26 protein-coding genes are annotated in these 26,923 nt (G+C 69.2%); 14 read left to right on the top strand and 12 right to left on the bottom strand.

Going from position 1 to position 26,923, the window contains the following annotated elements; translation table 11 throughout:
* The first annotated feature begins 125 nt into the window (after positions 1 to 125).
* From BG90_RS25605 to BG90_RS25590, 4 genes are all read left to right on the top strand, one after another.
* Positions 126 to 461, top strand: coding sequence for a hypothetical protein (locus BG90_RS25605; RefSeq protein ID WP_010119124.1), 336 nt, complete (start codon positions 126 to 128; stop codon positions 459 to 461).
* Positions 462 to 624: 163 nt separating this feature from the next.
* Positions 625 to 984: a hypothetical protein gene (locus tag BG90_RS25600; protein WP_010119126.1), complete on the top strand. Its 360-nt coding sequence runs from the start codon at positions 625 to 627 to the stop codon at positions 982 to 984.
* Between the two features lie 369 nt (positions 985 to 1,353).
* Positions 1,354 to 2,745, top strand: a complete 1,392-nt coding sequence (locus tag BG90_RS25595) for an alkaline phosphatase family protein (RefSeq protein WP_010119128.1) — start codon at positions 1,354 to 1,356, stop codon at positions 2,743 to 2,745.
* A 153-nt stretch (positions 2,746 to 2,898) separates the two neighbouring features.
* Positions 2,899 to 3,540 (top strand): VC0807 family protein, encoded by a 642-nt coding sequence (locus BG90_RS25590; RefSeq protein ID WP_045568446.1) that lies wholly within the window; start codon positions 2,899 to 2,901, stop codon positions 3,538 to 3,540.
* Between the two features lie 61 nt (positions 3,541 to 3,601).
* Here BG90_RS25590 and BG90_RS25585 read toward each other — a convergent pair whose 3' ends face one another.
* Both BG90_RS25585 and BG90_RS25580 read right to left on the bottom strand, forming a co-directional pair.
* Positions 3,602 to 3,955: a hypothetical protein gene (locus BG90_RS25585; protein WP_010111397.1), complete on the bottom strand. Its 354-nt coding sequence runs from the start codon at positions 3,953 to 3,955 to the stop codon at positions 3,602 to 3,604.
* A 186-nt stretch (positions 3,956 to 4,141) separates the two neighbouring features.
* Complete coding sequence (locus BG90_RS25580; protein ID WP_010111399.1) at positions 4,142 to 5,080, bottom strand: LysR family transcriptional regulator; 939 nt, start codon at positions 5,078 to 5,080, stop codon at positions 4,142 to 4,144.
* Between the two features lie 178 nt (positions 5,081 to 5,258).
* On the opposite strand from BG90_RS25580, the gene BG90_RS25575 reads away from it, so the two are divergent.
* The 6 genes from BG90_RS25575 to BG90_RS25550 all read left to right on the top strand — a co-directional run bounded on the left by BG90_RS25575 (position 5,259) and on the right by BG90_RS25550 (position 12,202).
* Positions 5,259 to 6,803 (top strand): ABC transporter substrate-binding protein, encoded by a 1,545-nt coding sequence (locus BG90_RS25575; RefSeq protein ID WP_010121883.1) that lies wholly within the window; start codon positions 5,259 to 5,261, stop codon positions 6,801 to 6,803.
* A 208-nt stretch (positions 6,804 to 7,011) separates the two neighbouring features.
* Complete coding sequence (locus BG90_RS25570) at positions 7,012 to 7,929, top strand: ABC transporter permease (protein ID WP_010121881.1); 918 nt, start codon at positions 7,012 to 7,014, stop codon at positions 7,927 to 7,929.
* A 24-nt stretch (positions 7,930 to 7,953) separates the two neighbouring features.
* Positions 7,954 to 8,862, top strand: coding sequence for an ABC transporter permease (locus BG90_RS25565; protein ID WP_010121879.1), 909 nt, complete (start codon positions 7,954 to 7,956; stop codon positions 8,860 to 8,862).
* A 24-nt stretch (positions 8,863 to 8,886) separates the two neighbouring features.
* Positions 8,887 to 9,876, top strand: a complete 990-nt coding sequence (locus BG90_RS25560; RefSeq protein WP_010121877.1) for an ABC transporter ATP-binding protein — start codon at positions 8,887 to 8,889, stop codon at positions 9,874 to 9,876.
* Complete coding sequence (locus tag BG90_RS25555; protein ID WP_010121875.1) at positions 9,873 to 10,781, top strand: ATP-binding cassette domain-containing protein; 909 nt, start codon at positions 9,873 to 9,875, stop codon at positions 10,779 to 10,781. The genes BG90_RS25560 and BG90_RS25555 overlap by 4 nt, the downstream gene beginning before the upstream one ends.
* Positions 10,782 to 10,786: 5 nt before the next feature.
* Positions 10,787 to 12,202 carry a M20 family metallopeptidase gene (locus BG90_RS25550; protein WP_025990499.1) on the top strand — a complete coding sequence of 472 codons (1,416 nt, stop codon included), beginning with the start codon at positions 10,787 to 10,789 and terminating at the stop codon, positions 12,200 to 12,202.
* Between the two features lie 266 nt (positions 12,203 to 12,468).
* Here BG90_RS25550 and ileS read toward each other — a convergent pair whose 3' ends face one another.
* From ileS to BG90_RS25515, 7 genes are all read right to left on the bottom strand, one after another.
* Positions 12,469 to 15,237, bottom strand: coding sequence for an isoleucine--tRNA ligase (gene ileS, locus BG90_RS25545; RefSeq protein WP_010121873.1), 2,769 nt, complete (start codon positions 15,235 to 15,237; stop codon positions 12,469 to 12,471).
* An 82-nt stretch (positions 15,238 to 15,319) separates the two neighbouring features.
* The gene (locus tag BG90_RS25540) at positions 15,320 to 16,258 is read right to left on the bottom strand and encodes a DMT family transporter (protein WP_010121871.1); all 939 of its coding nucleotides are present in this window, start codon (positions 16,256 to 16,258) and stop codon (positions 15,320 to 15,322) included.
* On the bottom strand, positions 16,255 to 16,974 hold the full coding sequence (locus BG90_RS25535; RefSeq protein WP_010109246.1) for an alanyl-tRNA editing protein: 720 nt from the start codon (positions 16,972 to 16,974) through the stop codon (positions 16,255 to 16,257). Before BG90_RS25535 ends, BG90_RS25540 begins: the two co-directional genes overlap by 4 nt.
* Positions 16,975 to 17,380: 406 nt before the next feature.
* A complete protein-coding gene (locus tag BG90_RS25530) occupies positions 17,381 to 18,874 on the bottom strand; it encodes an FAD-linked oxidase C-terminal domain-containing protein (protein ID WP_045568445.1) in 1,494 nt (497 codons plus the stop codon).
* A gap of 139 nt (positions 18,875 to 19,013) precedes the next feature.
* Complete coding sequence (locus BG90_RS25525; protein ID WP_010109247.1) at positions 19,014 to 19,310, bottom strand: DUF1330 domain-containing protein; 297 nt, start codon at positions 19,308 to 19,310, stop codon at positions 19,014 to 19,016.
* A 69-nt stretch (positions 19,311 to 19,379) separates the two neighbouring features.
* Positions 19,380 to 20,183, bottom strand: coding sequence for a hypothetical protein (locus BG90_RS25520; protein WP_010109249.1), 804 nt, complete (start codon positions 20,181 to 20,183; stop codon positions 19,380 to 19,382).
* A 54-nt stretch (positions 20,184 to 20,237) separates the two neighbouring features.
* Positions 20,238 to 21,227 carry a methyltransferase gene (locus tag BG90_RS25515; RefSeq protein ID WP_010119143.1) on the bottom strand — a complete coding sequence of 330 codons (990 nt, stop codon included), beginning with the start codon at positions 21,225 to 21,227 and terminating at the stop codon, positions 20,238 to 20,240.
* A gap of 23 nt (positions 21,228 to 21,250) precedes the next feature.
* Here BG90_RS25515 and BG90_RS35705 point away from each other — a divergent pair, with 23 nt between their 5' ends.
* Positions 21,251 to 21,472 (top strand): hypothetical protein, encoded by a 222-nt coding sequence (locus tag BG90_RS35705; RefSeq protein ID WP_124072349.1) that lies wholly within the window; start codon positions 21,251 to 21,253, stop codon positions 21,470 to 21,472.
* Positions 21,473 to 21,650: 178 nt separating this feature from the next.
* Here the strand turns inward: BG90_RS35705 and BG90_RS25510 are convergent, their stop codons facing one another.
* Complete coding sequence (locus tag BG90_RS25510; RefSeq protein WP_124072350.1) at positions 21,651 to 21,980, bottom strand: hypothetical protein; 330 nt, start codon at positions 21,978 to 21,980, stop codon at positions 21,651 to 21,653.
* 18 nt (positions 21,981 to 21,998) lie between these two features.
* On the opposite strand from BG90_RS25510, the gene BG90_RS25505 reads away from it, so the two are divergent.
* A complete protein-coding gene (locus tag BG90_RS25505; protein WP_025990254.1) occupies positions 21,999 to 22,859 on the top strand; it encodes an AraC family transcriptional regulator in 861 nt (286 codons plus the stop codon).
* A gap of 190 nt (positions 22,860 to 23,049) precedes the next feature.
* On the opposite strand, the gene BG90_RS25500 is transcribed toward BG90_RS25505, so the two are convergent.
* Positions 23,050 to 23,508 (bottom strand): 1-aminocyclopropane-1-carboxylate deaminase, encoded by a 459-nt coding sequence (locus BG90_RS25500; protein WP_107950953.1) that lies wholly within the window; start codon positions 23,506 to 23,508, stop codon positions 23,050 to 23,052.
* A 60-nt stretch (positions 23,509 to 23,568) separates the two neighbouring features.
* Positions 23,569 to 24,585 carry a 1-aminocyclopropane-1-carboxylate deaminase gene (locus BG90_RS25495; protein ID WP_010119147.1) on the bottom strand — a complete coding sequence of 339 codons (1,017 nt, stop codon included), beginning with the start codon at positions 24,583 to 24,585 and terminating at the stop codon, positions 23,569 to 23,571.
* A gap of 193 nt (positions 24,586 to 24,778) precedes the next feature.
* On the opposite strand from BG90_RS25495, the gene BG90_RS25490 reads away from it, so the two are divergent.
* Together BG90_RS25490 and BG90_RS25485 are read left to right on the top strand one after the other, a co-directional pair.
* On the top strand, positions 24,779 to 25,288 hold the full coding sequence (locus tag BG90_RS25490) for an Lrp/AsnC family transcriptional regulator (RefSeq protein WP_010109256.1): 510 nt from the start codon (positions 24,779 to 24,781) through the stop codon (positions 25,286 to 25,288).
* 144 nt (positions 25,289 to 25,432) lie between these two features.
* Complete coding sequence (locus tag BG90_RS25485) at positions 25,433 to 26,866, top strand: NYN domain-containing protein (protein ID WP_081469943.1); 1,434 nt, start codon at positions 25,433 to 25,435, stop codon at positions 26,864 to 26,866.
* The last annotated feature ends 57 nt before the right edge of the window (positions 26,867 to 26,923 follow it).

The raw sequence follows: 26,923 nt of genomic DNA, 5'->3' as shown, positions 1-26,923 counted from the left end.
GCGAATTGCGCTGGCGCAGCCCCGCTTCGGACAGGGACGACGTGCGCAACCTGTGCGCGTTCGGCGCGATTCGTTAAGATAGCCGGCCGTTTCCGACTTTTCCGACACGAAGAGGTGCCGATTCGATGACCGCCCCCGCCACGCTCGCCGCCGCCGGCGCGACGCCTTTCGCCGACTGGATCGGACTCGGCACGCTGGCGGCGCTGTATCTGTTCGGCCTCGGCTGGGCGCTGTACGCCGCGTTCAGGCACGCGCGCGGGCGAGGGTATTGGCTCGCGTGCGCCGCGCTGATCGTCGCGGGCACCGCGTGCGCGCTGCTCGCGCCGCCGTACCCGCCCGACTCCGGCGAGATGCCGCCCGGCTTCTGGTTCGGCGTGTGCGTCGTGGAGCTCGGCATCGCGGGCACGACGGCCGGCTGCGCGTGGCAGGCGCTCGCGCGGCTGCGGCGCAAGCGTCGGTAGGCGCGCGCCCCCGCTGCGACATGACGACCGGATTCAGCCGGGAACCGCACGATGTCCGCTCGTTCACGAGCGGCGCGGACCTCGTCGTGATCGTCACTGCGATCGCGGCGGTCGTGGGCGGCGTCGTCGCGACGCAGCAGCACTTCAAGGCGGGCTTGCTGTCGTGGGCCGCGGTGATCGGCGGCAGGCGGCGATCACCGCGTACGCGTGCGCGATCGGACGCTTCGGCGCGATGCAGCGCGTCGAGATCGATCGGACGGCGGGCACGATACGGCTCGCGAACGTCGACACGCGCCAGCGCCAGCGCCGCTTCGCGCTGCGCGAGGTCGAATCGATCCGGCGGCTGCGCGGTTATCGCCAGAACGGTCTGTCGATGACGCTCGCGCCCGCCGCCGATCGGCGCTGGAATTTCGTCGAGTTTCGGAACACGAAGATCACCGACGCCGAGGATTCGGCGCTGTTCGTCGCGCTGATCGACGCGGTGCGTTCGGCGCGGCCGGACGTGAATATCGAGGGTTTTTGACGGCCGGCGCTCCGGCGGCCGGCGCTTCGGCGGCCGGCGAACGCTGAAGACGACGCTCGCCGCTGCAACGCGGACGCCGCGCCGCCGGATCGAGCGCCCGCGCCAGGCTCCCGCACCCACCCGCGGCAACGCGCACGCAAGCCGCGCCGCCCGCCCCGCGCCTTGTTTTTCCCGAAATATCGGATATACCTAATCCATATTTCCGCTCGGCAGCACCACGGAAGCACAAGGGATGCACAACAAGCGGCGCGACACGCGCCGCCCCGGATCGACGCCCGGACGTCGACCGCCGCGCGGTGCACGGGGCCCGTCGCCCGCGTCCGGCAGCACGCTTCCGCGACGCCGTTTGCGCATAAGAAGGAGAAGATCGTGGCGAAGATCCTTGAAAACGTCGGGCACGTCGTCGTCGTGATGTTCGAGAACCGCTCGTTCGACACGATGCTCGGCTGGCTCTATCCGCCCGGCACGCAACCCGCGCACGTGCTGCCCGCGCGCAGCTCGCCGCAGTTCGACGGCCTGAAGCCCGAGATGTCGAATCCGTCGAAGGCCGGCAAGGCGATCCCCGTCACGCGGGAAGCCGCGAACAGCGTGATCCCCGATCCGCAGGAGACCTTCGTCAACGTGACGAGCCAGATCCTCGGCCCGAACGACGCGAACGCGCCGTGGCCGCCGATGCAAGGCTTCGTCGTCAATTACGAAACGACGCAGACGACCGATCCGAGCCACGTGATGCAATGCCACAGCACCGCGCAGCTGCCGACGCTGACGGCGCTCGCGCGCGCGTACGCGGTGTCCGACGCGTGGTTCGCGCCGGTGCCGAGCCAGACCTGGCCGAACCGCGCGTTCGCGCACGCGGGCACGTCGAACGGACACGTGAACAACGGCGCGATGCCCGATCCGCTCGAATGGAACGTGCCGACGATCTTCGACGTGCTGACGTCGATCGGCGCGAGCTGGGCGGTGTACAGCGACACGATCGTCACGCCGTCGCTGACGCACACGATGTTTCCGACGCTGTGGGCCGACGCGATGGCCGATCATTTCAAGCATTTCGCGGACTTCGTCGCCGCGTGCAGGCACGACGCGCTGCCGCAATACGCGTTCATCGAGCCGAGCTTCCTGTTCGAGCCGAACGACCAGCATCCGCCGCACGACGTGCGCGCGGGCGACAAGTTCCTGCACGACATCTGGACGGCGGTCAGCGCGTCGCCCGGCTGGCCCCGCACGCTGCTCATCGTGACCTACGACGAGCACGGCGGCTGCTTCGATCATGCCCTGCCGCCCGCGAACGCGACGCCGCCCGACGCCGCGAGCAACCCCGGCGACGAGACATTCGGCTTCTACCGCTTCGGCGTGCGCGTGCCGGCCGTCGTCGTGTCGCCGTACATCGAGGCGGGCACCGTGTTCCGCTCGCCGACCGCGGTCCCGTACGACCATACGTCGATCCTCGCGACGCTGCGCGACTGGCTCGACATCCCGCCCGACAAGATGCTGAAGAGCGCGCGGATCGCGAACGCGCCGACGCTCGCGCAGCTCTTCACGCGCGACACGCCGCGCACCGATCTGCCTGCGATCGGCGCGCCCGCCCTGGACTTCGTTCATCCGCCGCCCACCGCTCCCCTCAACGATCTCCAGAAAAGCCTCGTGACGGGCACGTCGCGGCGCGACGGGCGCGATCCGGCCGCGAGCCTCGCGCCGATGACGACGCGCCAGCACGCGCTCGATTTCTTCGCGCGCCGGGCATCGGGCAAGCCTGCGTAGCGGCCCGCGCCGAACGTCCGCCGGACGCCGGCGCGCCGAACGAACGTTGCGCTCGAAGCCGGCGAAATCCGGCATGATAGGCGCGTGCAATCAAACGGATGCGATCCGCGCGCCGACCGCGCCCCGGTCAATCCAACGGACCACATCGCCGCCATGAAAATACGCCCCGGTCTTCTCGCCGAATTGACGGTGAACCTGCTGCTGCCCTGGGCCGCGTATCGCGCCGCGGTGCCGTATTGGGGCGAGACGGGCGGCCTGATCGCGTCCGCCGTGCCGCCGCTCGTCTGGAGCGCGCTCGAGCTCGCGCGCTTCAGGCGGGTCGACGCGCTGTCCGCGCTCGTGCTGCTCGGCATCGTGCTGTCGATCGCCGCCGCGCTCGCGGGCGGCAGCCCGCGGATGCTGCTGATGCGCGAATCGCTCGCGTCCGGCGCGATCGGCGTCGCGTTCCTCGTGTCGCTCGCGCTGCAAAAGCCGCTCGTGTTCCATCTCGCGCGGGCGACGGTCGCGCGCGAGGCGCACGACGGCGGCGCTCGGCTCGATCAGCTCTGGGCGGAACGGCCGGCGTTCGTGTCGTCGATGCGGCTGATGACGCTCGTGTGGGGCGGCGGCCTCGTCGCCGAGAACCTGCTGCGCGCGTGGATCATCTGGAATTGGCCGGTCGAGCGCGCGCTCGTGGTCGCGCCGTTCGTCGGTTACGGCATCTACGGCGCGCTGATGATGTGGACGCTGTGGTATAGGAAGGTGATGCGCGCGCATGCGCTCGCCGGCTTGCCGCCGGGCGGCGCGCTCGGCTGAGCGGCCGGCGCGCCGCGCGCGTCGGCGCACGCCTCGCGCCTGTTCACGCCAATGGCAGGTCCTAGCGGCGCCGGCGGAAGAACGCGATCGGGTTCGCCGCCGCGCGTGCGCCCCAGCAGGCCCGCGCGCGCGTCGCGAAATCGAGCGCGTCGTTCGACGCGGCCTCCGCGTGCCCTTCGTGCCAGATGCCGGCAAAACGGCTGCCGATCCGATACGGATTCGACCGGCCCGCGAGATAGTCGGCGAAGCCCTGCTGATACGCGCCGTACAGCGTGAGCGGCGGCGCCTGATCGCGCGGCGCGGCGTCGGCCGCGGCGCGCGTCTCCGACGTCACCTCGGTGATCAGCGCCGCGCCGTCGATTTCGTTCGACTCCGCGACGCTCACGCGCCGGCGCTCGATCTCGACGAATTCCATCTGAAGCTCCCTGAATCCGGTTCCTTCCCATTCGGGAGCAATAAGAGTGCCAGCCGGACAACGCGCCGCCGATGCCGGCGCGGCAAGCCCGCACCGGCGCGGCGCCGCGCGGCGCGCGCCGACGTTACGGAACATGTAACGTGACGCCGGCCGCGCGGGCCGGGCCGCGCATCGGCGCGTTCCGTCTCATCGGTGAAACGTCGCGTCGCCGCCGTCTTCGTCGCTCGCGAGCCGCGCGCGCAGGAATTCGAGAAACAGCTGCACGACCTTCGGCAGCGTGCGCCCGACGAGCGTCTGCAGTTCGACCGCGCGCGCGTCCATCCCGCGATCGGCGATCGGCCGCACCGCGAGCTCGCCGCGCGCCTGCCGCGAGCGCACCGTCACCTCGCCGGAGATCGAGACCGCATCCGACGCGATCGCGAAGTTGTGCAGCGCGACGATGTTGTTGCTGACCATCACCGGCTCGATCGTCAGGTTCTGGCGGCTCGACACGACGTCGAACAACTGCCGGATCGTCGTGCTCGGGTCGGGCAGCGCGAGCGGATACGCGCACATCTGCGACACCGACACCCGCTCGAAGCGCGCGAGCGGATGATCGCCGCGCATCACCGCCATCACCGGCGCGCTCTGCCGGTGCTCGACCTTGATGTCGCTTTCGGGCGTCCGGCTGAAGGTCACGCCGACGTCCGCCTCGCCCTTCTTCACGCGGCGCGTGACGTCGGCGGGCGCGCACACGGCCGCCTGGAACACGATGCCCGGATACGTGCGGCGAAAATCGGCGATCGCGTGCGGCACGAACTCGATCGCGAAGCCCTCCGACATCGCGATGCGCACCTGGCCGCGCCGCAGCCCCTGCAGCGCGTCGATGTCCTGCACGAGCCGATCGGCTTCGAGCTCGGTCCGGAACGCATATGCGGCGAGCATCTCGCCCGCCGCGCTCGCGACCATCCCGCGCGAGCGGCGCTCGAAGAGCGGCGTGCCGAGCACCTGCTCGAGATGCGCGATCTGGCGGCTGATCGCCGAGCCGGCGACGCTCAGCCGCGCGGACGCCTCGCTGATCGACCCGGCGCGCACGACCTCAAGAAAGTAGCGCAACGCGGTTTCCTGCAGCTGATGGTGCTTCATCCCGTCTCCTCGCGATCGCGGACGCTGCGATGCCGTTTCGGCAATGCAGACTTATTTTTTCGATAATAGCCGCAACAAAATTCGCTGTTTACGCTTGGCCCTGAGCGTGGCTCGCCCGCGCCCGCCGCTGCCGTGGCGCACTGCCCGCAGCCTCTTCCGGATCTCCAGGAGCCTTGCGATGAATCGTCGGTTCGCCGTCCGTCCCGCCCTCCGCTTTCCCGCCTGCACGGCCGTCGCGCTGCTGCTGTCGCTGTCGCCCGCCGCGCACGCCGGCCGGGCGAACGACACGCTCGTCTACGCGTCCGACAGCGAGCCGGAAAACATCTCGCCGTATCACAACAACCTGCGCGAAGGCGTGATCATCGCGCACATGGCGTGGGACACGCTGATCTACCGTGATCCGAAGACGGGCGCGTACAAGCCGGCGCTCGCGACCGCGTGGAAGTGGGAGTCGCCGACGTCGCTCATCGTCGACCTGCGCCGCGACGTGACCTTCCACAACGGCGACAAGTTCACCGCCGACGATGTCGTGTTCACGTTCAACTATGTCGTCGCGCCGGATTCGAAGGTCGTCACGCGGCAGAACACCGACTGGATCCAGAGCGCCGAGAAGACGGGCGACTACCAGGTCCGGATCCGGCTGAAGGCGCCGTTCCCGGCCGCGCTCGAATACCTGTCGGGCCCGACGCCGATCTATCCGACCGCGTACTTCAAGAAGGTCGGGCTGCAGGGCTTCGGCAAGGCGCCCGTCGGCACCGGGCCGTACAAGATCACCGCCGTGACGCCGGGCGTCGGCGTGACGATGGTCAAGAACCCGAACTACTTCAAGGACAGCCCGCTCGGCCAGCCGAAGATCGGCACGGTCAGGTTCGTCGTGATCCCCGATCCGGAGACGCGCGCGGCGCAGCTGATGACGGGCGCCGTCGACTGGATCTGGCGCGTGCCCGCCGACCAGGCCGATTCGCTGAAGGCGATGCCTAACCTGACCGTTCAGAGCGGCGAGACGATGCGGGTCGGCTACCTGTCGATGGACGCGGCGGGCGCGTCCGCGCCGAACTCGCCGTTCAAGGACGCGCGCGTGCGGCAGGCGGTCAACTACGCGATCAACCGCGGCGCGCTCGCGAAGAACCTGGTGCGCGGCGGCAGCCAGCCCGTCTACGCGCCGTGCTTTCGCACGCAGTTCGGCTGCGACACGTCGGGCGTCGTCAAGTACGACTACAACCCGGCGAAGGCGCGCGAGCTCCTGAAGGCGGCCGGCTATCCGAACGGCTTCGACACCGACCTGTATGCGTACCGCGAGCGCGAATACGCGGAGGCGATGATCGGCGACCTGCGCAAGGTCGGCATCAACGCGCGGCTGCATTACCTGCAGTACGCGGCGCTGCGCACCGCGCAGCGCTCGGGCAAGACGCCGCTCACGTTCCAGGCGTGGGGCTCGTTCTCGGTCAACGACGCGTCCGCGTTCGTCGGCGTCTACTTCAAGGGCGGCCCCGACGACAGCGCGAAGGACGCGACCGTCGAGAAATGGCTCGACGCGGCCGACACGTCGAACGATCCGGCCGTGCGCAAGGCGAATTACGCGAAGGCGCTCACGCGAATCAGCGAGCAGGCGTACTGGGCGCCGCTCTTCTCGTATTCGACGAACTACGCGTACACGTCGGCGCTGAACTTCAAAGCGTATCCGGACGAGTTGCCGCGCTTTTACGAGGCGAGCTGGAAGTAGGCCGGCGCGAGCCGGGTTGCGCAAGCCGCTCGCGCCGTCGGATCAAGCCGTCCACCCGATCCTTCGCCGCCCGAGCACCGAGCACCGAGCACCGAGCACCGGGCACCGAATACCGAACACCGGGCCCGAACCTTCCGCAGCCGCCGATCGACGCCTCCCCCGCCGCATCCGGCTGCGCCCTTTACCGATACGATCCGTTCCTCGCGCCATGTCAGCCTATCTGCTCCGCCGTCTGAGCCTCGCGATCGCCGTCGCGCTCACCGTGTCGATCGTCAGTTTCGCGCTGCTCCATCTGTCCGGCGATCTCGCGACCGCGATCGCCGGCCCCGAGGCGACCGCCGCGCAAGTCGAAGCGCTGCGCATCCAGTACGGGCTCGACCGGCCCGTCACCGCGCAGTACGTCGACTGGCTGTGGCGCGCCGCGCATCTCGACTTCGGCCGCTCGTACTTCTTCCAGTCGTCGGTCGCCGATCTGATCGCCGAGCACCTGCCGATCACGCTGAAGCTGGGCGGCGTCGCGCTCGGGCTCGCGGTCGCGGTCGCGATTCCGCTCGGCGTCGTCGCCGCGCTGTACCGCGACACCTGGATCGATCGCGCGGCGCTCCTCGTCGCGGTGATCGGCCAGGCGATGCCGAGCTTCTGGTTCGGCCTCACGCTGATCCTCGTGTTCGCGGTCGGGCTCAAGTGGCTGCCCGTCGCCGGCAACGACGACTGGCGCAACTTCGTGCTGCCCGCCGTCGCGCTCGGCTACTACGCGACGCCCGCGATGATGCGGCTCACGCGCGCCGGCATGCTCGACGTGCTCGGCGCCGACTACATCCGCACCGCGCGCGCGAAGGGCCTGAGCCCCGCGCGCGTCGTCTGCAAGCACGCGCTGCGCAACGCGCTGATTCCGGTCGTCGCGCTCGCGGCGGTCGAGCTCGGCTTCATGCTCGGCGGCTCGGTCGTCATCGAATCGGTGTTCTCGCTGCAAGGCCTGGGCCAGCTCGCGTGGGACGCGATCGCGCGCAACGACTTCCCGGTCGTGCAGGCCGTCGTTCTCATCATCGCGATGTTCTACGTCGCGCTGACCTTTTTCGCCGACGTCGCGAACGCGGCGCTCGATCCCCGCATTCGCACCCGATAGATTCACATCCGACAGGAGCGGCCCATGTCCTCGCGCCCGCACTCTCTTCCGGCCCCGCGCATCGACGCGCCCGCGCGCCCCGCATGGCGGCGCGCGACGCGCCGGCTGCTCGGCCACCGCGGCCTCGCGATCGGCGCGGCGCTCGTCGCGCTCGTCGTGCTCGCCGCGTGGTTCGCGCCGTGGCTCGCGCCGCACGATCCGTACGGCCAGGACCTGACGCGCCGGCTGCTGCCGCCCGTGTGGGACAGCGCGCGCGGCAGCTGGCTCCACCCGCTCGGCACCGACAAGCTCGGCCGCGACTACCTGAGCCGCCTCCTGTTCGGCGCGCGCGTGTCGCTCGTGATCGGCGTCGCGTCGGCCGCGCTGTCCGGCGTCATCGGCACCGCGCTCGGCGTGCTCGCCGGCTACTTCGGCGGCAAGGTCGACGCGGCGATCAGCTATCTGATCACGACGCGGCTCGCGATGCCCGTCGTGCTCGTCGCGCTCGCGATGTCGTCGCTGCTCGGCGGATCGCTGAAAACCGTGATCGTGCTGCTCGGCCTGCTGCTGTGGGACCGCTTCGCGGTCGTGTCGCGCTCGGTCGCGCAGCAGCTGCGCGACGCCGAATTCATCGCGGCCGCGAAGGCGGTCGGCGCGTCGACGCCCTACATCCTGCTGCGCGAGCTGCTGCCGAACATCGCGGGCGCGCTGATCGTCGTCGCGACGCTCGAGATGGCGCACGCGATCCTGCTCGAGGCGACGCTGTCGTTCCTCGGCCTCGGCGTGCCGGCGCCGATGCCGTCGTGGGGGCTGATGATCGCCGAAGGCAAGGCGTACATGTTCTTCCAGCCGTGGGTGATCCTGATTCCGGGCGTCGCGCTCGCGATCACGGTGCTCGCGATCAATCTCGTCGGCGACGGCATCCGCGACCTGACCGCGCCGGAAGGCCGCTGACCGACCGACGAAAGGAGAAGCCCGATGGCTGCATTGCTCGAAGTCGACAACCTGCGGGTCGACCTGCCGACCCCGAACGGCGTGCTGCATGCGGTGCGCGGCATCGACCTGCGCCTCGAGCGCGGCGAGCTGCTGTGCGTGGTCGGCGAATCCGGCTGCGGCAAGTCGATGACGTCGCTCGCGCTGATGGACCTGCTGCCGCGCCACGCGCGGCGCCGCGCGGATCGGCTCGCGTTCGACGGCATCGATCTGCTGTCGCTCGATCGCCGCGCGATGAGCGGGCTGCGCGGCAACCGGATCGCGATGATCTTCCAGGATCCGATGACGTCGCTCAATCCCGCGTACACGCTCGGCAACCAGCTGTGCGAGGCGCTGCGCCAGCATCGCGGCGTGTCGCTCGCGCAGGCGCGCGAGCGCGCCGTGCATCTGCTCGAGCGCGCGGGCGTCGCGCACGCGGCGGAGCGGCTGCGCCAGTATCCGCATCAGTTGTCGGGCGGGCTGCGGCAGCGCGTGATGATCGCGATGGCGCTGATGTGCGAGCCCGATCTCATCATCGCCGACGAGCCGACGACCGCGCTCGACGTGACGATCCAGGCCGAGATCCTGCGGATGCTGCGCGAGCTGCAGCGCGAGTTCGGCACCGCGGTGCTGTTCATCACGCACGATCTCGGCGTCGTGTCGCGAATCGCCGATCGCGTCGCGGTGATGTATGCGGGCGAAGTCGTCGAAACCGCGAGCGCCGCGCAGCTGTTCGCGCACCCGACGCATCCGTACACGCGCGGGCTCCTGAACAGCATCCCGGTGCGCGGCAAGACGCGGCCCGGCTCGCGGCTCGACGCGATTCCGGGCGTCGTGCCGTCGCTCGTCGGCAACATCGACGGCTGTGCGTTCCGCAATCGCTGCGCGCTCGCGCGCGACGCGTGCGCACGGAGTCCGGCGTTCGTCGACGTCGGCGACGGCCATCGCGTGCGCTGCGTGCTCGTCGAACCGGCTTGCGAGGAGATGTCCCGATGAGCGCCACACCTTTTTCGAAGTCCGCCGATGTCGATGCCGACGCCGCCTCGCGCGACGCCGACATCGCGCTCGAGCTGTGCGCGCTCAGCCGCACGTTCCTGCTGAAGCGCGGCCCGTTCCGCGCGCCGACGCCGCTGCGCGCGGTCGACGACGTGTCGCTCCGGCTGCATCGCGGCGAGACGCTCGCGCTCGTCGGCGAATCCGGCTGCGGCAAGAGCACGCTCGCGAGGATGCTGCTCGGCCTGCTGCCGCCGACGTCGGGCAGCGTGCTGATCGACGGCGGGCAGGTCGACCCGCGCGACGCGCGACGGACCGCGCAGCGCATCCAGCCGATCTTCCAGGACCCGTATTCGTCGCTGAATCCGCGCAAGACAGTCGCGCAGATCGTCGGGCTGCCGCTGCGCGTGCACCGGCGCGGCGCGCGCGACGAGCAGGACGCCGAAGTCCGCCGGATGCTCGACCTCGTCGGGATGCCGCAGCGCACGCACGGCCAGTATCCGGGCCAGCTGTCGGGCGGCCAGCGGCAGCGCGTCGCGATCGCGCGCGCGCTGATCCTGCGCCCGGGCATCCTCGTCTGCGACGAGCCGACGTCCGCGCTCGACGTGTCCGTGCAGGCGCAGATCCTGAACCTGCTGCTCGACCTGAAAGCCGAGTTCGGGCTGAGCTACCTGTTCATCAGCCACGATCTCGGCGTCGTCGAGCATCTCGCGGATCGCGTCGCGGTGATGGAGCGCGGCCGCATCGTCGAGCAGGACACCGCCGAGCGGATCTTCGCGCATCCGAACCACCCTTACACACAAAAGCTGCTCGCGTCGGTGCTGACGCCGGAGCCGGGGCTCGGCCTGCCCGATCCGCCCGCCGCCGGCGCGCGGCACGCCGCCCGAACCCTCAACGTGGAGAGATAGACATGATGAGTCGCAGTCGAGCCATCGACATGGCCGCGTCGTACTTCGACGACGGCCGCTTCCTGCACGAGCTGAACGCGCGCGTCGCGGTGCGCACCGAAAGCCAGCTCGCATCGTCGCAGCCGCAGCTCTATGCGTACCTGACCGACCACATCGCGCCTTCGCTCGCCGCGCTCGGCTTCGCGTCGACGATCGTCGACAGCCCGCTCGAAGGCGGCAGCCCGTTCCTGATCGCCGAGCGGATCGAGGATCCCGACGCGCTGACCGTGCTCACGTACGGCCACGGCGACGTCGTGCCCGGCCATGACGCGCAGTGGCGCGCGGGGCTCGAGCCGTGGCGGATCGTCGTCGACGGCGACCGCTGGTACGGCCGCGGCACCGCCGACAACAAGGGCCAGCACACGATCAACCTCGCCGCGCTCGCGCAGGTGATCGACGCGCGCGGCGGCCGGCTCGGCTACAACGTGAAGGCGATCATCGAGATGGGCGAGGAAACCGGCTCGCCGGGGCTCGCGCAGATCTGCGCCGCGCATCGCGACGCGCTCGCGGCCGACCTGTTCATCGCGTCGGACGGGCCGCGCGTCGCGGCGTCGCGGCCGACGATGTTCCTCGGCTCGCGCGGCAACCTGAACTTCACGCTGTCGATCAGGCTGCGCGACGGCGCGCATCATTCGGGCAACTGGGGCGGCCTCCTGCGCAGCCCCGGCATCCGGCTCGCGAACGCGCTCGCGACGATGGTCGACGCGCGCGGCAAGATCCTCGTCGACGGCTGGCGGCCGGACGGCGTGCCGCAGCCGGTGCGCGACGCGCTGCGCACGCTCGACGTCGGCGGCGGCCCGAACGATCCGGCGGTCGACCGCGACTGGGGCGAGCCGGGCCTGACGCCGATCGAACGAGTGCTCGGCTGGAACGCGCTCGAAATCCTCGCGTTCAGGACCGGCAATCCGGATTCGCCCGTCAACGCGATCCCCGGCCATGCGGTCGCGCATTGCCAGTTGCGCTACGTGGTCGGCAGCGACGGGCCGAATCTGCTGAACCGGCTGCGCGCGCATCTCGATGCGCACGGCTTCACCGACATCGAGATCGCCGAGCGCGGCACGCGGATGGAAGCGACGCGGCTCGACCCGGACGACCCGTGGGTGCGCTGGAGCCTCGCGTCGATCGAGGCGACGACGGGCGATGCGCCCGCGCTGCTGCCGAACCTCGGCGGCTCGCTGCCGAACGACGTGTTCGCCGATCTGCTCGGGCTGCCGACGCTGTGGATTCCGCATTCGTATGCGGCGTGCTCGCAGCACGCGCCGAACGAGCATCTGCTCGGCAGCGTCGCGCGGCAGTCGCTGCAGATCATGGCGGGGCTGTTCTGGGATCTCGCCGAAGAGGGGCAGGCGGTGCGGGAAGCGAGGCGCGCACGCGCCGCTTGAGGCGGGCGGCGGGCGGTGCGAAGCGGGAGCCGGTGGCGGTTGGCGGCGGTCGCTGTCGATTGCTGTCGATCGCCGTCAGTCGCCGTCAGTCGCTGTCGATCGCTGTCGATCGCTGTCGATCGCTGTCGATCGCTGCCGGTCCCGGCCGGCGCGTGACCGACGCGAGCACGCGCCGACCGCGAAACCAGCGCAAGCGAACTCAGCCGCACGCGCGTCCGCGCGGGCCCCGTCATTCGCGCACGCCCGCATGCGCACGGCACGCGTCGCTAGTACGCGAGAAGTCGCCGCGACAGCGCCTGACGGCAGCGCTCGCAAAGCGGATCGTCGCCGGCGCGCGCGCCCACCGTCGACTCGTGCCGCCAGCAGCGCTCGCAGCGTGCAAGACGCGTGCGCGTCACCGCGACCGCGATCTCGCCGCCCTCCTCCAGCGTCACGCCCGCGACGATGAAGACCGCAGCCAGCTCGCCGCGCAGCGGCGACAGCGCGTCGAGCGTGCCGCGCGGCGCGCGCACGACGACGTCGGCTTCGCTCGATCGTCCGATGAGCCCCGCGCCGCGCGCCTCTTCGAGCGCCTTCGTCAGATGCGGACGCAACGACCGCACGTGCTCCCAGCGCGCGAGCACCGCGCGATCGTCGAGCGGCGGCGGCGCATGCTCGTCCCACGTATGCAGGAACACGCTGTCGCGCTCGCTGCCGATCGACACCGCCCATGCCTCTTCGGCCGTGAAGCTCAGTATCGGCGCGATCGATATCAGCAGGTTCGTCAGCACGATCCGCAGCGCCGTTTGCGCGGAGCGCCGCTCGACGCTGTCGCCGACGCTCGCGTACAGGCGGTCCTTCAGCGCGTCGAGATAGAAGCCGCCGAGCTCGTCCGCGCAATAGCCGTGCGCGAGCCGCGTCACCGACATGAAGTCGTACCGCGCATACGCGCCTCGGCACTGCTCGACGAAATCGCGACACCGCGCGAGCGCATATCGATCGACGTCGAACAGACGGTCCGCGGGAATCGCGTCGTCGGCCGGATCGAAGTCCGCGACGTTCTGCAACAGGAAGCGCACGGTGTTGCGGATGCGCCGGTACGTCTCCGCGACGCGGTCGAGAATCTCGTCGGAGATCGACATTTCGGCCGCATAGTCGGTGCTGGCGATCCATAGCCGCAGAATGTCCGCGCCGCGCGTGCCCGCGATTTGCTGCGGACTCACCGTGTTGCCGAGCGACTTGCTCATCTTGCGCCCCGAGCCGTCGACGACGAAGCCGTGCGTCAGGATCGCCTTGAACGGCGCCCGGCCGTCGGCCGCGCATCCCGTCATCAGCGACGAGCCGAACCAGCCGCGGTGCTGGTCCGCGCCCTCCAGATACAGATCCGCCGGATAGCCGCGCACGTTCAGGCGCTTCGAGTCGCGATAGACAGTCGCGTGAATCGAGCCGGAATCGAACCAGACGTCGAGCGTGTCCGACAGCTTCTCGTATTCGGCCTCGTCGACGCCGAGCTCGCCCGGCCGCAGGCGCGACCATGCGGCGATGCCTTCGCGCTCGACGCGCGCGGCCACCTCGTCGACGAGCCGCGCGGTATCCGGATGCAGCGACCGGTCGCCGCGCCGGACGAAGTACGGCAGCGGCACGCCCCAGGTCCGTTGTCGCGACACGCACCAGTCGGGCCGGCCGTCGATCATCGCTGCCATGCGCTGGCGCGCGGACGGCGGATAGAACGGCACGTCGGCGATCGCGTCGCGCGCGGTCTCGCGCAGCGTCTTGCCGGGCCCGCCGTCCATCGCGATGAACCATTGCGGCGTCGACCGGAACAGGATCGGCGTCTTGTGGCGCCAGCAATGCGGATACGCGTGCTCGAATTTCGCTTCGCGCAGCAGCGCGCCGTCCGCGCGCAGTCTCGCGACGATGCGCGCGACGCCCTCGTCGAGCGGCAGCCCGCCGATGCCGGGCAGATCCGCGACGAACCGGCCCGCGCCATCGACGACATTCTCGCCTCCGATGCCGAGGCGGCGGCACAGCTCGGCGTCCTCGGCGCCGTGCGCGGGCGCGAGATGGACGATGCCCGTGCCGGCGTCGAGCGTGACGAAATCGGCCGCGACGACGGGCACGTCGCGCTCGCCGAAAAACGGCTGCTCGAGCGCGAGGCCGACGAGGTCCCGGCCCGGCGCCTGCGCGCACAGCTCGTGATCGATGCCGAACGACGCGAGCAGTTCGTCGCCGAGCGCATGCGCGACGACAAGCAGCGCATCGGGCGTGTCGTACAGCCCGTACAGCGCGTCGGCGCGCACGCCGGCTGCCGCGTTGCCGGGAATCGTCCACGGCGTCGTCGTCCAGATCACGAGCGATGCGGGCTTGTCGACGACGGGATGGCAGCGAAAGCGCGACGCGAGATCGACGGGGCTGCGCACGCGCAGCCCGGCGTGAATCGCAATCGACGTCTTCTGCGCGTATTCGAGCTCGGCTTCCGCGAGCGCCGACTGGCAATCGACGCACCAGTTCACCGGCTTCTGTCCGCGATAAAGCAGGCCGCGCCGGCGAATCCGTTCGAGAAAGCGCAGCTCGTTCGCTTCGGTCTCGAAATCCATCGTGCGGAACGCGTGCGGCCAATCGCCGAGCAGGCCGAGCCGCAGGAAATCGCGCTTCTGCCGCTCCGTCTGCTCGAATGCGTATTCGCGGCACAGCCGCTGCACCGTCTCCGCCGACAAGCCGCGGCCGTTCTGCTGTTCGATCCGGTGCTCGATCGGCATCCCGTGGCAATCCCAGCCGGGAACCCACTGCGCGTCGTAGCCCGCATGGAAGCGGCTCTTCAGCACGATGTCCTTCAGCACCTTGTTGACCGCGTGTCCGATGTGGATGTCGCCGTTCGCGTACGGCGGCCCGTCATGCAGCACGAACGGCGGCCGGCCGGCGGCCGCCGCCCGCATCCGCTCGTAGACGCGCTGCGCCGCCCAGCGCTCGACGAACGCGGGCTCGCGGCGCGGCAAGTCGCCCTTCATCGGAAAAGGCGTTTGCAGCAGGTTCAGCGTTTCCTTGTATTCGGACATCGGCCCCTCCGAGGCGCGCGAGCAGGCGGATATTCGGCCGCATCCGCCGTGAAGGAAGCCCGGCCGTCGCGACCCGCCCGCGTCACAGCGAGCGCGCCTTCGGGGCGGAGCGAACGCCCGAGGCCGAGCGCGTCGCGACGAAAAAACCGAGCAGGATCAGCGTGATGCCGGCCAGATGGTACGCATGGACCGGCTCGCCGAGCGTGATCGCCGCGAGCACCGCGGTGAACAGCGCGACGAGATGGAACGACACGCCGGTGACCGTCGCGCCGAGCACCTGCACGCAGTGCCCCCACAGAATGAACGCGATCAGCGACGCGAACACGCCGATGTAGAGCACCGCGCCGATCGCCTCCGGATCGAACGGAATCCGCGCGCCGCCCGCGAGCTCGAGCACCCAGAACGGCAGCAGCACGGCGAGCCCCGTCGCCATCGTCGCGGTCAGGAACGCGAGCGGGCTGATCGTCGCGGGCTTGCGGCGCAGCAGCACCGAATAGATCGCGTAGTTGGCCGTCGCGAGTATGACGATGAGCTCGCCATGATCGAAGCGCAGCGCGACGAGATCCTCCCAATGGCCGCGCGCGACGATCCATGCGACGCCGCAGAACGACACGACGATCCCGACGATCGCGCGCGACGTGATCCGCTCGACGCCGAGCAGCGCGGCGGCGAGCGGCACCATCAGCGGCAGCGTCGAATTCAGGAACGCGACGCTCGCCGCCGGCACGGTGCGCAGCGCGACGTACGCGAGCGCGTTGTAGCCGGCGATCCCGAGCGCGCCGCATGCCCAGATGAGCTTCCAGTGCCGAAGCAGCTGCTGCCGCTCGCGCAGCACGTCGCGCCAGACGAACGGCGCGAGCGCGATCAGCGCGACGAGCCACCGGCCGACCGCGAGCGACACCGGCGGAAAGCTCGTGCTGAACGCGCGGCCGAGCACGACGTTGCCGGCCCAGAACGCGGGCGGCACCCACAGCAGCCACACCGGCCGACGCCACGCCGCGGCGAGCAGGCGCTGCGTCATTGCGATTCCAGCCCGATCCGCACGCGGCGGTTCGAGCGGCCCTTGTTTTCGATCTTCAGGATCCGGACCGGGCGCGATTCGCCCGTCGACGCGAGATGCGTGCCGCCGCACGCCTGGCAGTCGAGCCCGTCGATCTCGACGATCCGCACGAGGCCGTCCGGCGTCGGCGGCGGCGCGACCGAGCGCGAGCGCAGCAGACCGCTTTCCTGCTGCGCCTCCGCGAGCGGCACGTAGCGCGTGCGAACCGGCAGATCGCGGCGCACGATGTCGTTCAGTTCGGCCTCCAGCGCGCGCAGGCGATCGTTGTCGGCGTCGGGCAGATCGAAGTCGATGCGCGCGGTGCGATCGGCGTTCATCTGCACGCCGGTCACGAGCGCGCCGTCGAAATCGCGGTAGACGAGCGCGTTGAGCACGTGCAGATCGGTGTGCAGCTCGCGCATCGCGCGGCGAAACGCGGCGTCGACGCTCGACTGCACGTCGCCGACGATCTCGACGCGATCGGCGAACTCGATCCAGAGGCCGCGCTCGTCCTCGCGGAAACCGGTGACGGTCTCGACGCCGCCCTCCCATCGAACCGCGCCCAGATCGGGCAACTGGCCGCCTCCTCCCGGATAGAACGGATGCTGCGACAGGCGCACCGCGCCCGGCCGCGCCTCGAGTACCGTGCCGGACAGCAGCAGCGTGTCGGCGTCGTCTTGACAGAACAATCGATTCATAAGCTCCACCTGACTGATGAATGAAAGATGTCAGAAGTCGCAGCGGGCTTATTGGCGAAAATTTGGGGGCGAGCGCCGGCCGCTCATCGCCTCGTGCCGCGTGCCTCGTGCCGGCGCGCAGACGGTCGATCGCGGAGGCGCGGTTGCGGACGGGCTGTCGCGGGCAGGCGATTACGCACGGCTGCTCGCGAGCGGTCGTTCGCGAACAGTCGGTCGCGCACGGCCGATCCCGAACGGCCGGTAAGCGGACGCGCGAGCCGCGGGCGACGGGTCGCGCACCGCGCGGCGCGCGCCGGTCGGAGCGTCGCGGCGCACCTGGCGCAGCGCCGATCCGGCGACCGGCCCGCCGGGTCGGGCCGCGTGCGGCCGGGTCGGCCGGGCGTCCCGCCCGCGCGCTGTCCAGGATTCAGTCGAACGGCGGATAGCGGTCGTGACGCAGGACTTTGCCCGGATTCATGATGCCCCTCGGATCCAGCGCCCGCTTGACGGCCGCCATCAGTCGCAGCGACGTCGGATGCTCGCGCTCGAGATAGCCGATCTTTCCGTAGCCGATGCCGTGCTCGCCCGTGCAGGTGCCGCCGAGCGCGATCGCGCGCAGCGCGAGCCGCCGGTTCAGCTCCGTCGCTCGCATCAGCTCTTCCGCGTCGGTCGGGTCGATCACGATGCACACGTGGAAATTCCCGTCGCCGACGTGTCCGCAGATCGTCGCGACGAGGCTGAGCGCGTCGACGTCCGCTCGCGCGGCGAGCACCGCTTCCGTCAGCCGCGACACGGGCACGCACGAATCGGTCGGCATTCCTTCGCAGCCGGGCCGCAGCGCGAGCGACGCCCACCAGACGTCGTGCCGCGCCGCCCACAGCGCGCTGCGCTCCTCCGGCCGCGACGCCCAGCGGAATTCGCCGCCGCCGTGGTCCGCGCAGATCTCCTCGACCCAGCCGACTTGCTCGTCGACGGCGACGCCGAATCCGGAGAATTCGAAAAAGAGCGTCGGCCGCTCTGGCAGGCTCAGCTTCGAATAGCGGTTGCACGCGACGATCTGCATCGCGTCGAGCAGCTCGACGCGCGCGACCGGGATGCCGCTCTGGACGATCCCGATCACCGAATCGACCGCGGCCTTCAGGTCCGGAAAGCCGCACACCGCGGCGGACACCTTGTCCGGCCGCGGATGCAGCCGCAGCGTGACGCCCGTGATCGTGCCGAGCGTCCCCTCCGCGCCGACGAACAGGCGCGCGAGATCGTAGCCCGCCGCCGACTTGCGCGCACGCGAGCCGACCGACGTAATGTCGCCGTTCGGCAGCACGACCTCGAGCGCGAGCACGCTCTCGCGCATCGTGCCGTAGCGCACCGCGTTCGTGCCGGACGCGCGCGTCGAGCACATGCCGCCGATCGACGCGTCCGCGCCCGGATCGATCGGGAAGAACAGCCCCGTGTCGTGCAGATGCGCATTGAGCTGCTTGCGCGTCACCCCGGCCTCGACCGTGCAGTCGAGATCCTCCGCGCTCACGCGCAGAATCCGGTTCATGCCGGACAGATCGATGCATACGCCGCCGTGCAGCGCGGCAATGTGGCCTTCGCACGACGTGCCGGCGCCGAACGGAATCAGCGGCACGCGCAGCCGATGGCATGCGCGCGTGATCGCGGCGACTTCGGCCGTCGACTGAACGAACGCGACCGCGTCGGGCGGCGCGCCAGGATGGAACGAGACGTCCTTGCCATGCTGCTCGCGCACCGCCCGCCCGACGACGAGCCGCTCGCCGACGATCGCGCGCAACGCCTCGACGCAGCGCCCGACCGTCTCCGGCGTCGCGAACGCGGCAGGCGCGCCGTCGCCAGACGGCGCGCCCCCGGGAAACGCCGCCCATCCGCCCAACTGCGGCTCGTCGTCGGTCACCTCGCGCATGCGCCGCCTCCGTTCGTCGATCGCGCCCGCCCCCCGCGGCGGACGGCCCGCGGGCGCGCCCGGCCGTCCCCATCCCCGTCCCGCCATGCACGCGCCGCGCGCGCCTCGCCCGCCGTCCGGGCCACGTTCGCGCCGGCCGTCATTTCTGCTCGAAGCCGCCGACGATCATCAACTGCATGTCGGCCGCGCCTTCGCGCAGCGACTTCGCATGCTGGTAATCGGCCGAATGATAGAAGCGCGCCGCCGCCTCCACGTCCGCGAACTCGACGAGCACGATGCGACGTTCGTCGGCGGGCCCCTCGAGCGTCAGCTTGTCGCCGCCGCGCGTCAGGAACCGCCCGCCGAACCGCGCGATGATGTCGGGCGTCAGCGCCTTGTAGCGCGCGTACTTCGACTGATCGCTGATCGCCATCCTGCCCAGCAGATATGCCGCCATGGTTTCCTCGCCCCGCAAGAACGTCGGGAGACGGCGCCGCGCGGCGCCGTGCGCTCGCGCGCTTCTCCGTCACGCCGCCTTCTTCACATACCCGGACTGCAGCAGCGACGCGTCGAGCAGATCCCAGACGCTCGCGAGCGCGTTCAGGAACTCCTCCGCCCCTTCGATCACGCGCGCCGCGTGCTCGGAATCGAGCGCCGGCCGCACCGCGTTGCGCGCGTTTTCCTCGTGCTGCTGCTCGGCGCCCACCTCGCCCCAATGCTCGAGCAGGTAGTGCATCTCGGGCGCCTCCAGCGACGCGCCGTACAGCCCGCTGTCGACGAGGCAGTGCTTCTCGCCCGGAATGAGCTGGCGGTTCGAGATCATTTCGAGCGCGAGCGCGGTGCCGAGATTGCGGTACGTCGATTCGATGTCGACGAGCTTGCGGCGCTCGAACACGTTCATCGCGCGGCGCACCTGCGTCGTGAGGCCGGTCGCGTCGTCATAGCCGGGCAGCGAGCCCAGCAGTTCGTCCGAATAGCGCTTGAGCGCGCCCTCGACGGCCGCCTGATCGTGGAGATCCGGAATCACCGCTTCGCCCGCCGCGCGGTTGACGATGTAGCCCGCCATCGTCGCGAGCTCGGGACCGTGCCCCGACTCGCTCTCGACGATCTCGGTCATCAGCTCGCTTTGCTTCTGCAGCCCGTGATCGGCGAGCGCCTGCGGGAAATTCCAGCCCGGCCGCGTGGACGCGCAGAAATGCTGGATCTGATGGAACAGCGCCCCGACGACTCGCGGCTCGGGATCGACTTTCGCCCAGTTCAGGAACACCGGGTGGGTATAGCAGCGATGGCTTTTGACTTTCTGAACCAGTTCATCAACGGTGATCGACATGACACACTCCTCGAAAATGACTACATCGGCCCAAGACAACGAAGAACAGCTCCCCTATGCGCTCCCCAGAATCATCCGGCCACCGGGATGGCCGAGCGTTTGCACGACGACGTTTCCGAAACCGGCCTTCTCGAATTTCCGCTGCCATTGCGCTTCGCTCAGCAGTCTTCGCGACATGAAGCTCCGGTGCAGATGATTGAAGGCCGCCGCAAACGAGCGCTCCCACTTGTCCGGCGCGAACGGCACCGCGTCGACGATCACGACGGTGCCGCTCGATGCGTGCTCGCGGCATGTCTCGAGGAGCGCATCGAGCGTGCGTTCCTCGGCCGGCAGCAGGTCGTGCATCACGAAGCCCGCGTGCACGACGTCCGCGCCTTTCAGCGGCGTCGGATCGTCGATCAGCGACTGGATCGGCCGATGCAGGAATTCGAGCCGCTCGGCAAAGCCGTTCGCCTCCGCCGCCTGCTTCGCCTGCGCGGTCGCCGTCTCGCTGAGATCGACGCCGACGCCGCGCGCGCCGTCGAGCTGGTGCAGCATCCGGATCAGGAAGCCGCCTGAACCCGATCCCAGGTCGACGATCTTCTTCGGCCGCAGCTTCAGGATCGCGCGCTCGGGCTGCGGATAAAACGACAGTTCGCCCATCCACTGCGACGTGCGCGCGACGAGCCCGCCGTCGCGCGGATGGCGATCCTGCGCGAGCGCATTGTCGACGGCGAATTCGCGCGCGTTGAGGAGCAGCGGCGCGCAGGCGAGGAGCGCCCACGACAGGTAGCCGACGTCGTTCACGACGTCGGGAAAATCGTCGGCCGGCCGGTAGATGTCGCGCTCCCCCGCTTTCACGAGACTCACGAGCCCGGCTTCGCGCATCGCATCGACATAATCGGCGATCACCGACCGGTCGATTCCGCTGCGCTCGGCGAGCGCGGACACATCGAAACCCTTCGAATGTCTGATGAAATCGACGACTCCGTAGGCGGAGCCGATTTCCAGCAAAATAGCAGCACCTGCGAGCGAAGAACCAGTCGGACGATCGACGTTTTGCATGGCGACCTCTTTTTGAGTTTTAAATGCAGGACCCTCGGCGCCAAAACTATGGCGGCCTTAATTATCTGTATTGGATAAAATTGCAGGACGACGATTTCGTCGATAAAGAATGGCGACGCATGCGTGCGCGCCGCGCAAAGCGCCGTTCCGCCCTGCTCCGACTCACGGCCGCCGCGCCGGTGGAACACGAATTCCGCGACACAAATCGGCCATGCGAATCGGGAATGACCGCCGCGCTTATGTGAATCGACTTATGAATCGAAAATGATTCCATAGACACAAGCCGACCATTCCTAAATAGGCCGCCAAATTACCACTGACGATTATTCTTGATCGCGCCACCGCCTTTAATCATCGATCCATATTCGCGCATTGCAATTATCAATTCGCACTGGTTTTGTGCCTCGTCGTCGAAACGTGTTTTTATGGTGCATCGCTTTGCACTGGAAAATATCGCATGCGAGAAGATCGGTTTTCGCGGCGAAGCGGCCGTTCGACGTGCGCCGGCGAAATGCGCAGTGCGATGTCGCGCGCGCGGTTTCGCATCGCCGCGGCGATTGCCTCTAAAATGTCGCCGTCGATGGCGCGTGCGACGTCGACGGCGCCCGGCGCGCCGGTATGGAACTTGCGTGCCGCACGAGGCGCCCATGACGCGTACGCACGCGTCGTCAACATCGGAAGACCTGCCGGCGTCCACGACGGAAAGCGGCCCGTTCGAAGCGGCACCGTCCGTCGCCGGCTGTTTCGTTTCATCGGAATCGGGGTTCGACCGTGGCCAAACTAGACCGTCGCAACCAGTCGCGATACTGGCACTCTCCCGGCATTTCCGGAGTCGACCTGCTGCTCGCCGACTTCACCACGCACGACTACGCACCGCACGTGCACGACTCGCTCGTGATCGCCGTCACCGAAGTCGGCGGCTCGGTGTTCAAGAGCCGCGGGCAGACGCGGCTCGCCGAGCCGAGCGCCGTCCTCGTGTTCAATCCGTGCGAGCCGCACTCGGGGCGCATGGGCGGCAGCAGCCGCTGGCGCTATCGATCGTTCTACCTGGCGGAAGCCGGCCTCGCCCGGGTGCTGTCGCTGCTCGGCATGGAGCACGCGCGCTTCTTCACGTCGAACGTGCTGGGCGATCCGCAGCTCGTCGGCCAGTTTCTGACCCTGCACCGTGCGATGGACGAACAGGACGATCTTCTGCTGCAGCAGGAACTGCTCGTCAGCAGCTTCGGCACGCTGTTCTCGCGCCACGGCCTGCAGACGGGGCTCGGCTTCGGCGCGAAGGCGAACCTGCCGATCCTGAAGCCCGCGCTCGACCTGATGAACGAATGCTTCGATCATGCGCTGAGCCTCGAGCAGATCGCCGCGGCGGCGAACCTGACGTCGTTCCAGCTGATCACCGCGTTCAACCGCGTGATCGGGCTGACGCCGCACGCATATCTGAACCAGCTGCGGCTGCGCGCGGCGCTGCGGGAGTTGCAGGCCGGCCGCTCGCTCGCCGACGCCGCGCTGACGTCGGGCTTCTACGATCAAAGCGCGCTCTGCAATCACTTCAAGCGCACGTTCGGCATGACGCCGATGCAATACACGCGCGCGCTCGCGCCAGGCAGGCGAGCGGCCGCGCCGACCGGAATTTGACGGCGGCAATCGGAGCGCGGCGGCCGAGAGCCGCAGACCACGACGGACGCGCCGAGCCGCTTCGATCGCCGATGGCGCGCACCTCTTGACGCACGTTTGTCGACGGGCCATAGCCCATCGAGCCCGTCGATGCGATGCTCGCCGCACCCGCTCCGACGCGCCGAATTCCACGCCGCACAGCGCGCATCCGTCAATACTCGGCGTCGATCCGCAATCGCATCGCCGAGCGCAGCAGCGTGAGCGCCGCGTCGGCCGCGCGCCGCAGTTCGGTCTCGTCGCACGTCAACGGACAATGACGCACGACGAACGTCTGATGTCCGTGCACGCCGCCGACCCAGTCGAGCGATGCCGGCTGCTGCGACCACAGCAGCAGCCGCACGTCGCGCGACAGCCTGCCGAGCGCGCGCTCGACCTGCGCGGCTTCCGCTGGCATGCGCGACGCCGCGCGCGATCGCGCATCGAGCCACAGCGCGTGCAGCCGCGCCGGTTCGGCGCAGCTCAGCAGCGCGACCTGCGGCACGCCGGCAAGCCGATTCGCGAGCGCGCCGCAGCACGCGGCGGGCAGCGTGTCGTCGCCGACGATGCACACGAGCGTCGGCGACGACGGCGGCTGCCACCAGCGCGCCGCCGTTTCGTCGCACGAAGGCATCGCTGCGTCCACCGACGTGAACACGTGCGCCGGACCGAGGCGACGACCCGGCGCGCCGGATCAGCCGTCGCGGAACAGGAAGCTGTACGCGTTCAGCGCGGGCACGCCGCCGAGATGCGCGTACAGCACCTTCGAGCCGGCCGGGAATTCGCCGAGCTTCACCTTCTCGATCATCCCGTGCATCGACTTGCCTTCGTAGACGGGGTCGGTCAGCATGCCTTCGAGCTTCGCGCACAGACGGATCGCATCGAGCGTGCCTGCGTTCGGCAGCCCATACTCCGGGCCGCCGAAGCGCTCGTCGAGCACGACGTCGTCGCGCGTGATGTCGCGGCCGAGCTCGACGCGATCGGCGGTATTCTTCGCAATCCGAAGGATCTGCTCGCGCGTCTGCGCGGGCTTCGCCGACGCGTCGATGCCGATCACGCGATCCGCGCGCCCGTCGGCCGCGAAGCCGACGACCATCCCCGCCTGCGTGCTGCCCGTCACCGAGCACACGACGATGTAGTCGAACTTGAAGCCGAGCTCGGCCTCCTGCGCGCGCACCTCCTCCGCGAAGCCGACGAAGCCGAGGCCGCCGAGCGGATGATCGGAGCAGCCGGCCGGTATCGCGTACGGCTTGCCGCCGTTCGCGCGAACGTCGGCGAGCGCGTCCTCCCAGCTCTTGCGAAAGCCGATGTCGAAGCCGTCCGGCACGAGGCGCACGTCGGCGCCCATCATCCGCGACATCTGAATGTTGCCGACGCGATCGTAGACGGCATCGTGGTAATTGACCCAGTTCTCCTGCACGAGCACGCACTTCATGCCGAGATGCGCGGCGACCGCCGCGACCTGGCGCGTCTGGTTCGACTGGATGCCGCCGATCGACACGAGCGTGTCGCAGCCTTGCGCGAGCGCTTCCGGGATCAGGTATTCGAGCTTGCGCGTCTTGTTGCCGCCGAATGCGAGGCCGCTGTTGCAATCCTCGCGCTTCGCGTACAGATCGACCTTGCCGCCGAGATGCGCGGCGAGCCGCTTGAGCGGCTGGATCGGCGTCGGGCCGAAAGTCAGCGGGTGACGCGGGAATTTCTGAAGATTCATCGATCGCTCCTGTCATCGAAGATACGGGCGCGCGAACGCATCGGACGACGCGCCGCGACGTCCGATCGCGATCCGCCGCGACGTCCCATGTTAAGAACGATCGGAAAAAACAGGGTTGCGAATATATTGCCAGCAACCTATTTTTATGAATATGTATAAGCATTTCGATTAATTAAATTAGGAATCAAATTCCATGTGCGCAACAAAAAAATCCACGCCGAAGGCCGTCGCCCGTCCGGACGGCGCGGACATCGACCGTGTCGATCGCGCGATCCTTCGCGCGCTGCAGCGCGATGCGTCGATCTCGAACGTCGCGCTCGCCGCGAAGGTGAACCTGAGCGCGCCCGCGTGCCTGCGCCGCGTCGAGCGCCTGAAGGAAATGGGCCTGATCCGCGGGATCGTCGCGCTGCTCGCGCCGAAGGCGCTGAACGCGGGGATGCTCGTGATGATCGGCGTCGTGCTCGACCGCTCGACGCCCGATTCGTTCGACGCGTTCGAGCAGGCCGCGCAGAAGGTGTCCGGCTGCATGGAGTGCCATGTCGTGACGGGCGAATTCGACTACATCATGCTGATCCGCACGCGCGACAGCGACACGTTCAACCGGCTGCACGCCGAGCAGCTGCTGTACCTGCCCGGCGTGCGGCAAATCCGGACGTTCGTCGTGCTGAAGGAGATTCTGTCGACGACGAGCTTTCCGATTTGAGCGGCGAAACGTCCGTTGCGGCCCCACCATCCGCCCCTGAGCGCGCCCCTCGCCACACGCCGATTTCCGCTCCCCCGCGCCGACCCGCTATCATGTTCGCCATTCGCGATCGCAAGATCGCCCCGACACTCAGTTGGAGACCTCATGGCCTTACCCCAGGACAGCGTCAACATGGCGCTCTTTTGCGACTTCGAGAACATCGCGCTCGGCGTGCGCGACACGAAGTTCGAGAAATTCGACATCAAGCCCGTGCTCGAGAAGCTGCTGCTGAAGGGCAGCATCGTCGTCAAGAAGGCGTACTGCGATTGGGATCGCTACAAGACGTTCAAGGCGGCGATGCACGAAGCGAGCTTCGAGCTGATCGAAATCCCGCACGTGCGGCAGTCCGGCAAGAATTCGGCGGACATCCGGCTCGTCGTCGACGCGCTCGACCTCTGCTACACGAAGGCGCACGTCGACACGTTCGTCATCATCAGCGGCGACTCTGACTTCTCGCCGCTCGTGTCGAAGCTGCGCGAGAACGCGAAGCGCGTGATCGGCGTCGGCGTGAAGAACTCGACGTCGGACCTGCTCGTCGCGAACTGCGACGAATTCATCTTCTACGACGACCTCGCGCGCGAGCAGCAGCGCGCGCTCGCGAAGCGCGACGCGCGCACGGCGGGCACCGCGGGCACGGGCTCGAAGCGCGCGGCCGACGACGACAAGCAGCGCAAGCACGACGGCGACGCGCGCAAGGCCGAGGCGATCTCGCTCGCCGTCGAGACGTTCGACGCGCTCGCGTCGGAGCGCGGCGAGAGCGGCAAGATCTGGGCGTCGGTGCTCAAGAGCGCGATCAAGCGCCGCAAGCCGGACTTCAACGAGTCGTACTACGGCTTCCGCGCGTTCGGCAACCTGCTCGACGAAGCGCAGGCGCGCGGGCTGCTCGAGATCGGCCGCGACGACAAGTCGGGCACGTTCGTGTTCCGGTCGATCCAGTCGATGGCCGTCGAGGCGGCGAAGCCGGTCGAGGCGGCCGCTGTCGAAGAAAACCACGCCGACGCGAAACCGTCGAGCAAGAAGGCACACGGCAAGGGCCGCGGCGCGAAGAAGCGCGTGCCAGAGCAGATGCCGCTGATCGTCGAGACGGCCGCGGGCGCGGAAAGCCATGGCGAAGCCGGCGCCGACATCGCCGACGCGGACTTCGTCGAGACGCGCGAAGCCCGTCGAGCGCGCGCGGCGGACGAAACGCGCGAAGCGCATGCGGTCCGCGAAGCGCACGACGCACACCATGCGCACGCGGCGCGCGAACCGGCTCGCGCGAGCGAGACGGGTGAAGCACAGGAAGCCGAAGCAACGAAGCCCGCGCGTTCGCGTGCACGCAAGACTGCGGCGAAGAAGAGCAAGCCGCGAGCGGCCGACGCGGCGGAGCGGCAGCACACGGCAGCCGAAGCGGCGCCGGCCGGCGAAGCCGAGGCAGGCGAAGCCGAGGCAGGCGCTGCCGGCGAACCGGCAGCCGAAGCGGCGCCGGCGAAGGCTTCGCGCAAATCGCCCGCCCGCACGCGCCGCCCGCGCAAGACTGCGGCGGCAAGCGACTCCTGAGCGGTGCGACGCGGGCCGCAGTTCGCGACGGCAGTCTGCCGTCGCCGGGACACGCAC

Origin of the sequence: Burkholderia oklahomensis C6786, assembly GCF_000959365.1 — a bacterium.
Classification (GTDB): Bacteria; Pseudomonadota; Gammaproteobacteria; order Burkholderiales; family Burkholderiaceae; genus Burkholderia; species Burkholderia oklahomensis.
The sequence above is the reverse complement of the archived record's forward strand: the minus strand, read 5'-3'. Positions and strand labels throughout refer to the sequence as shown.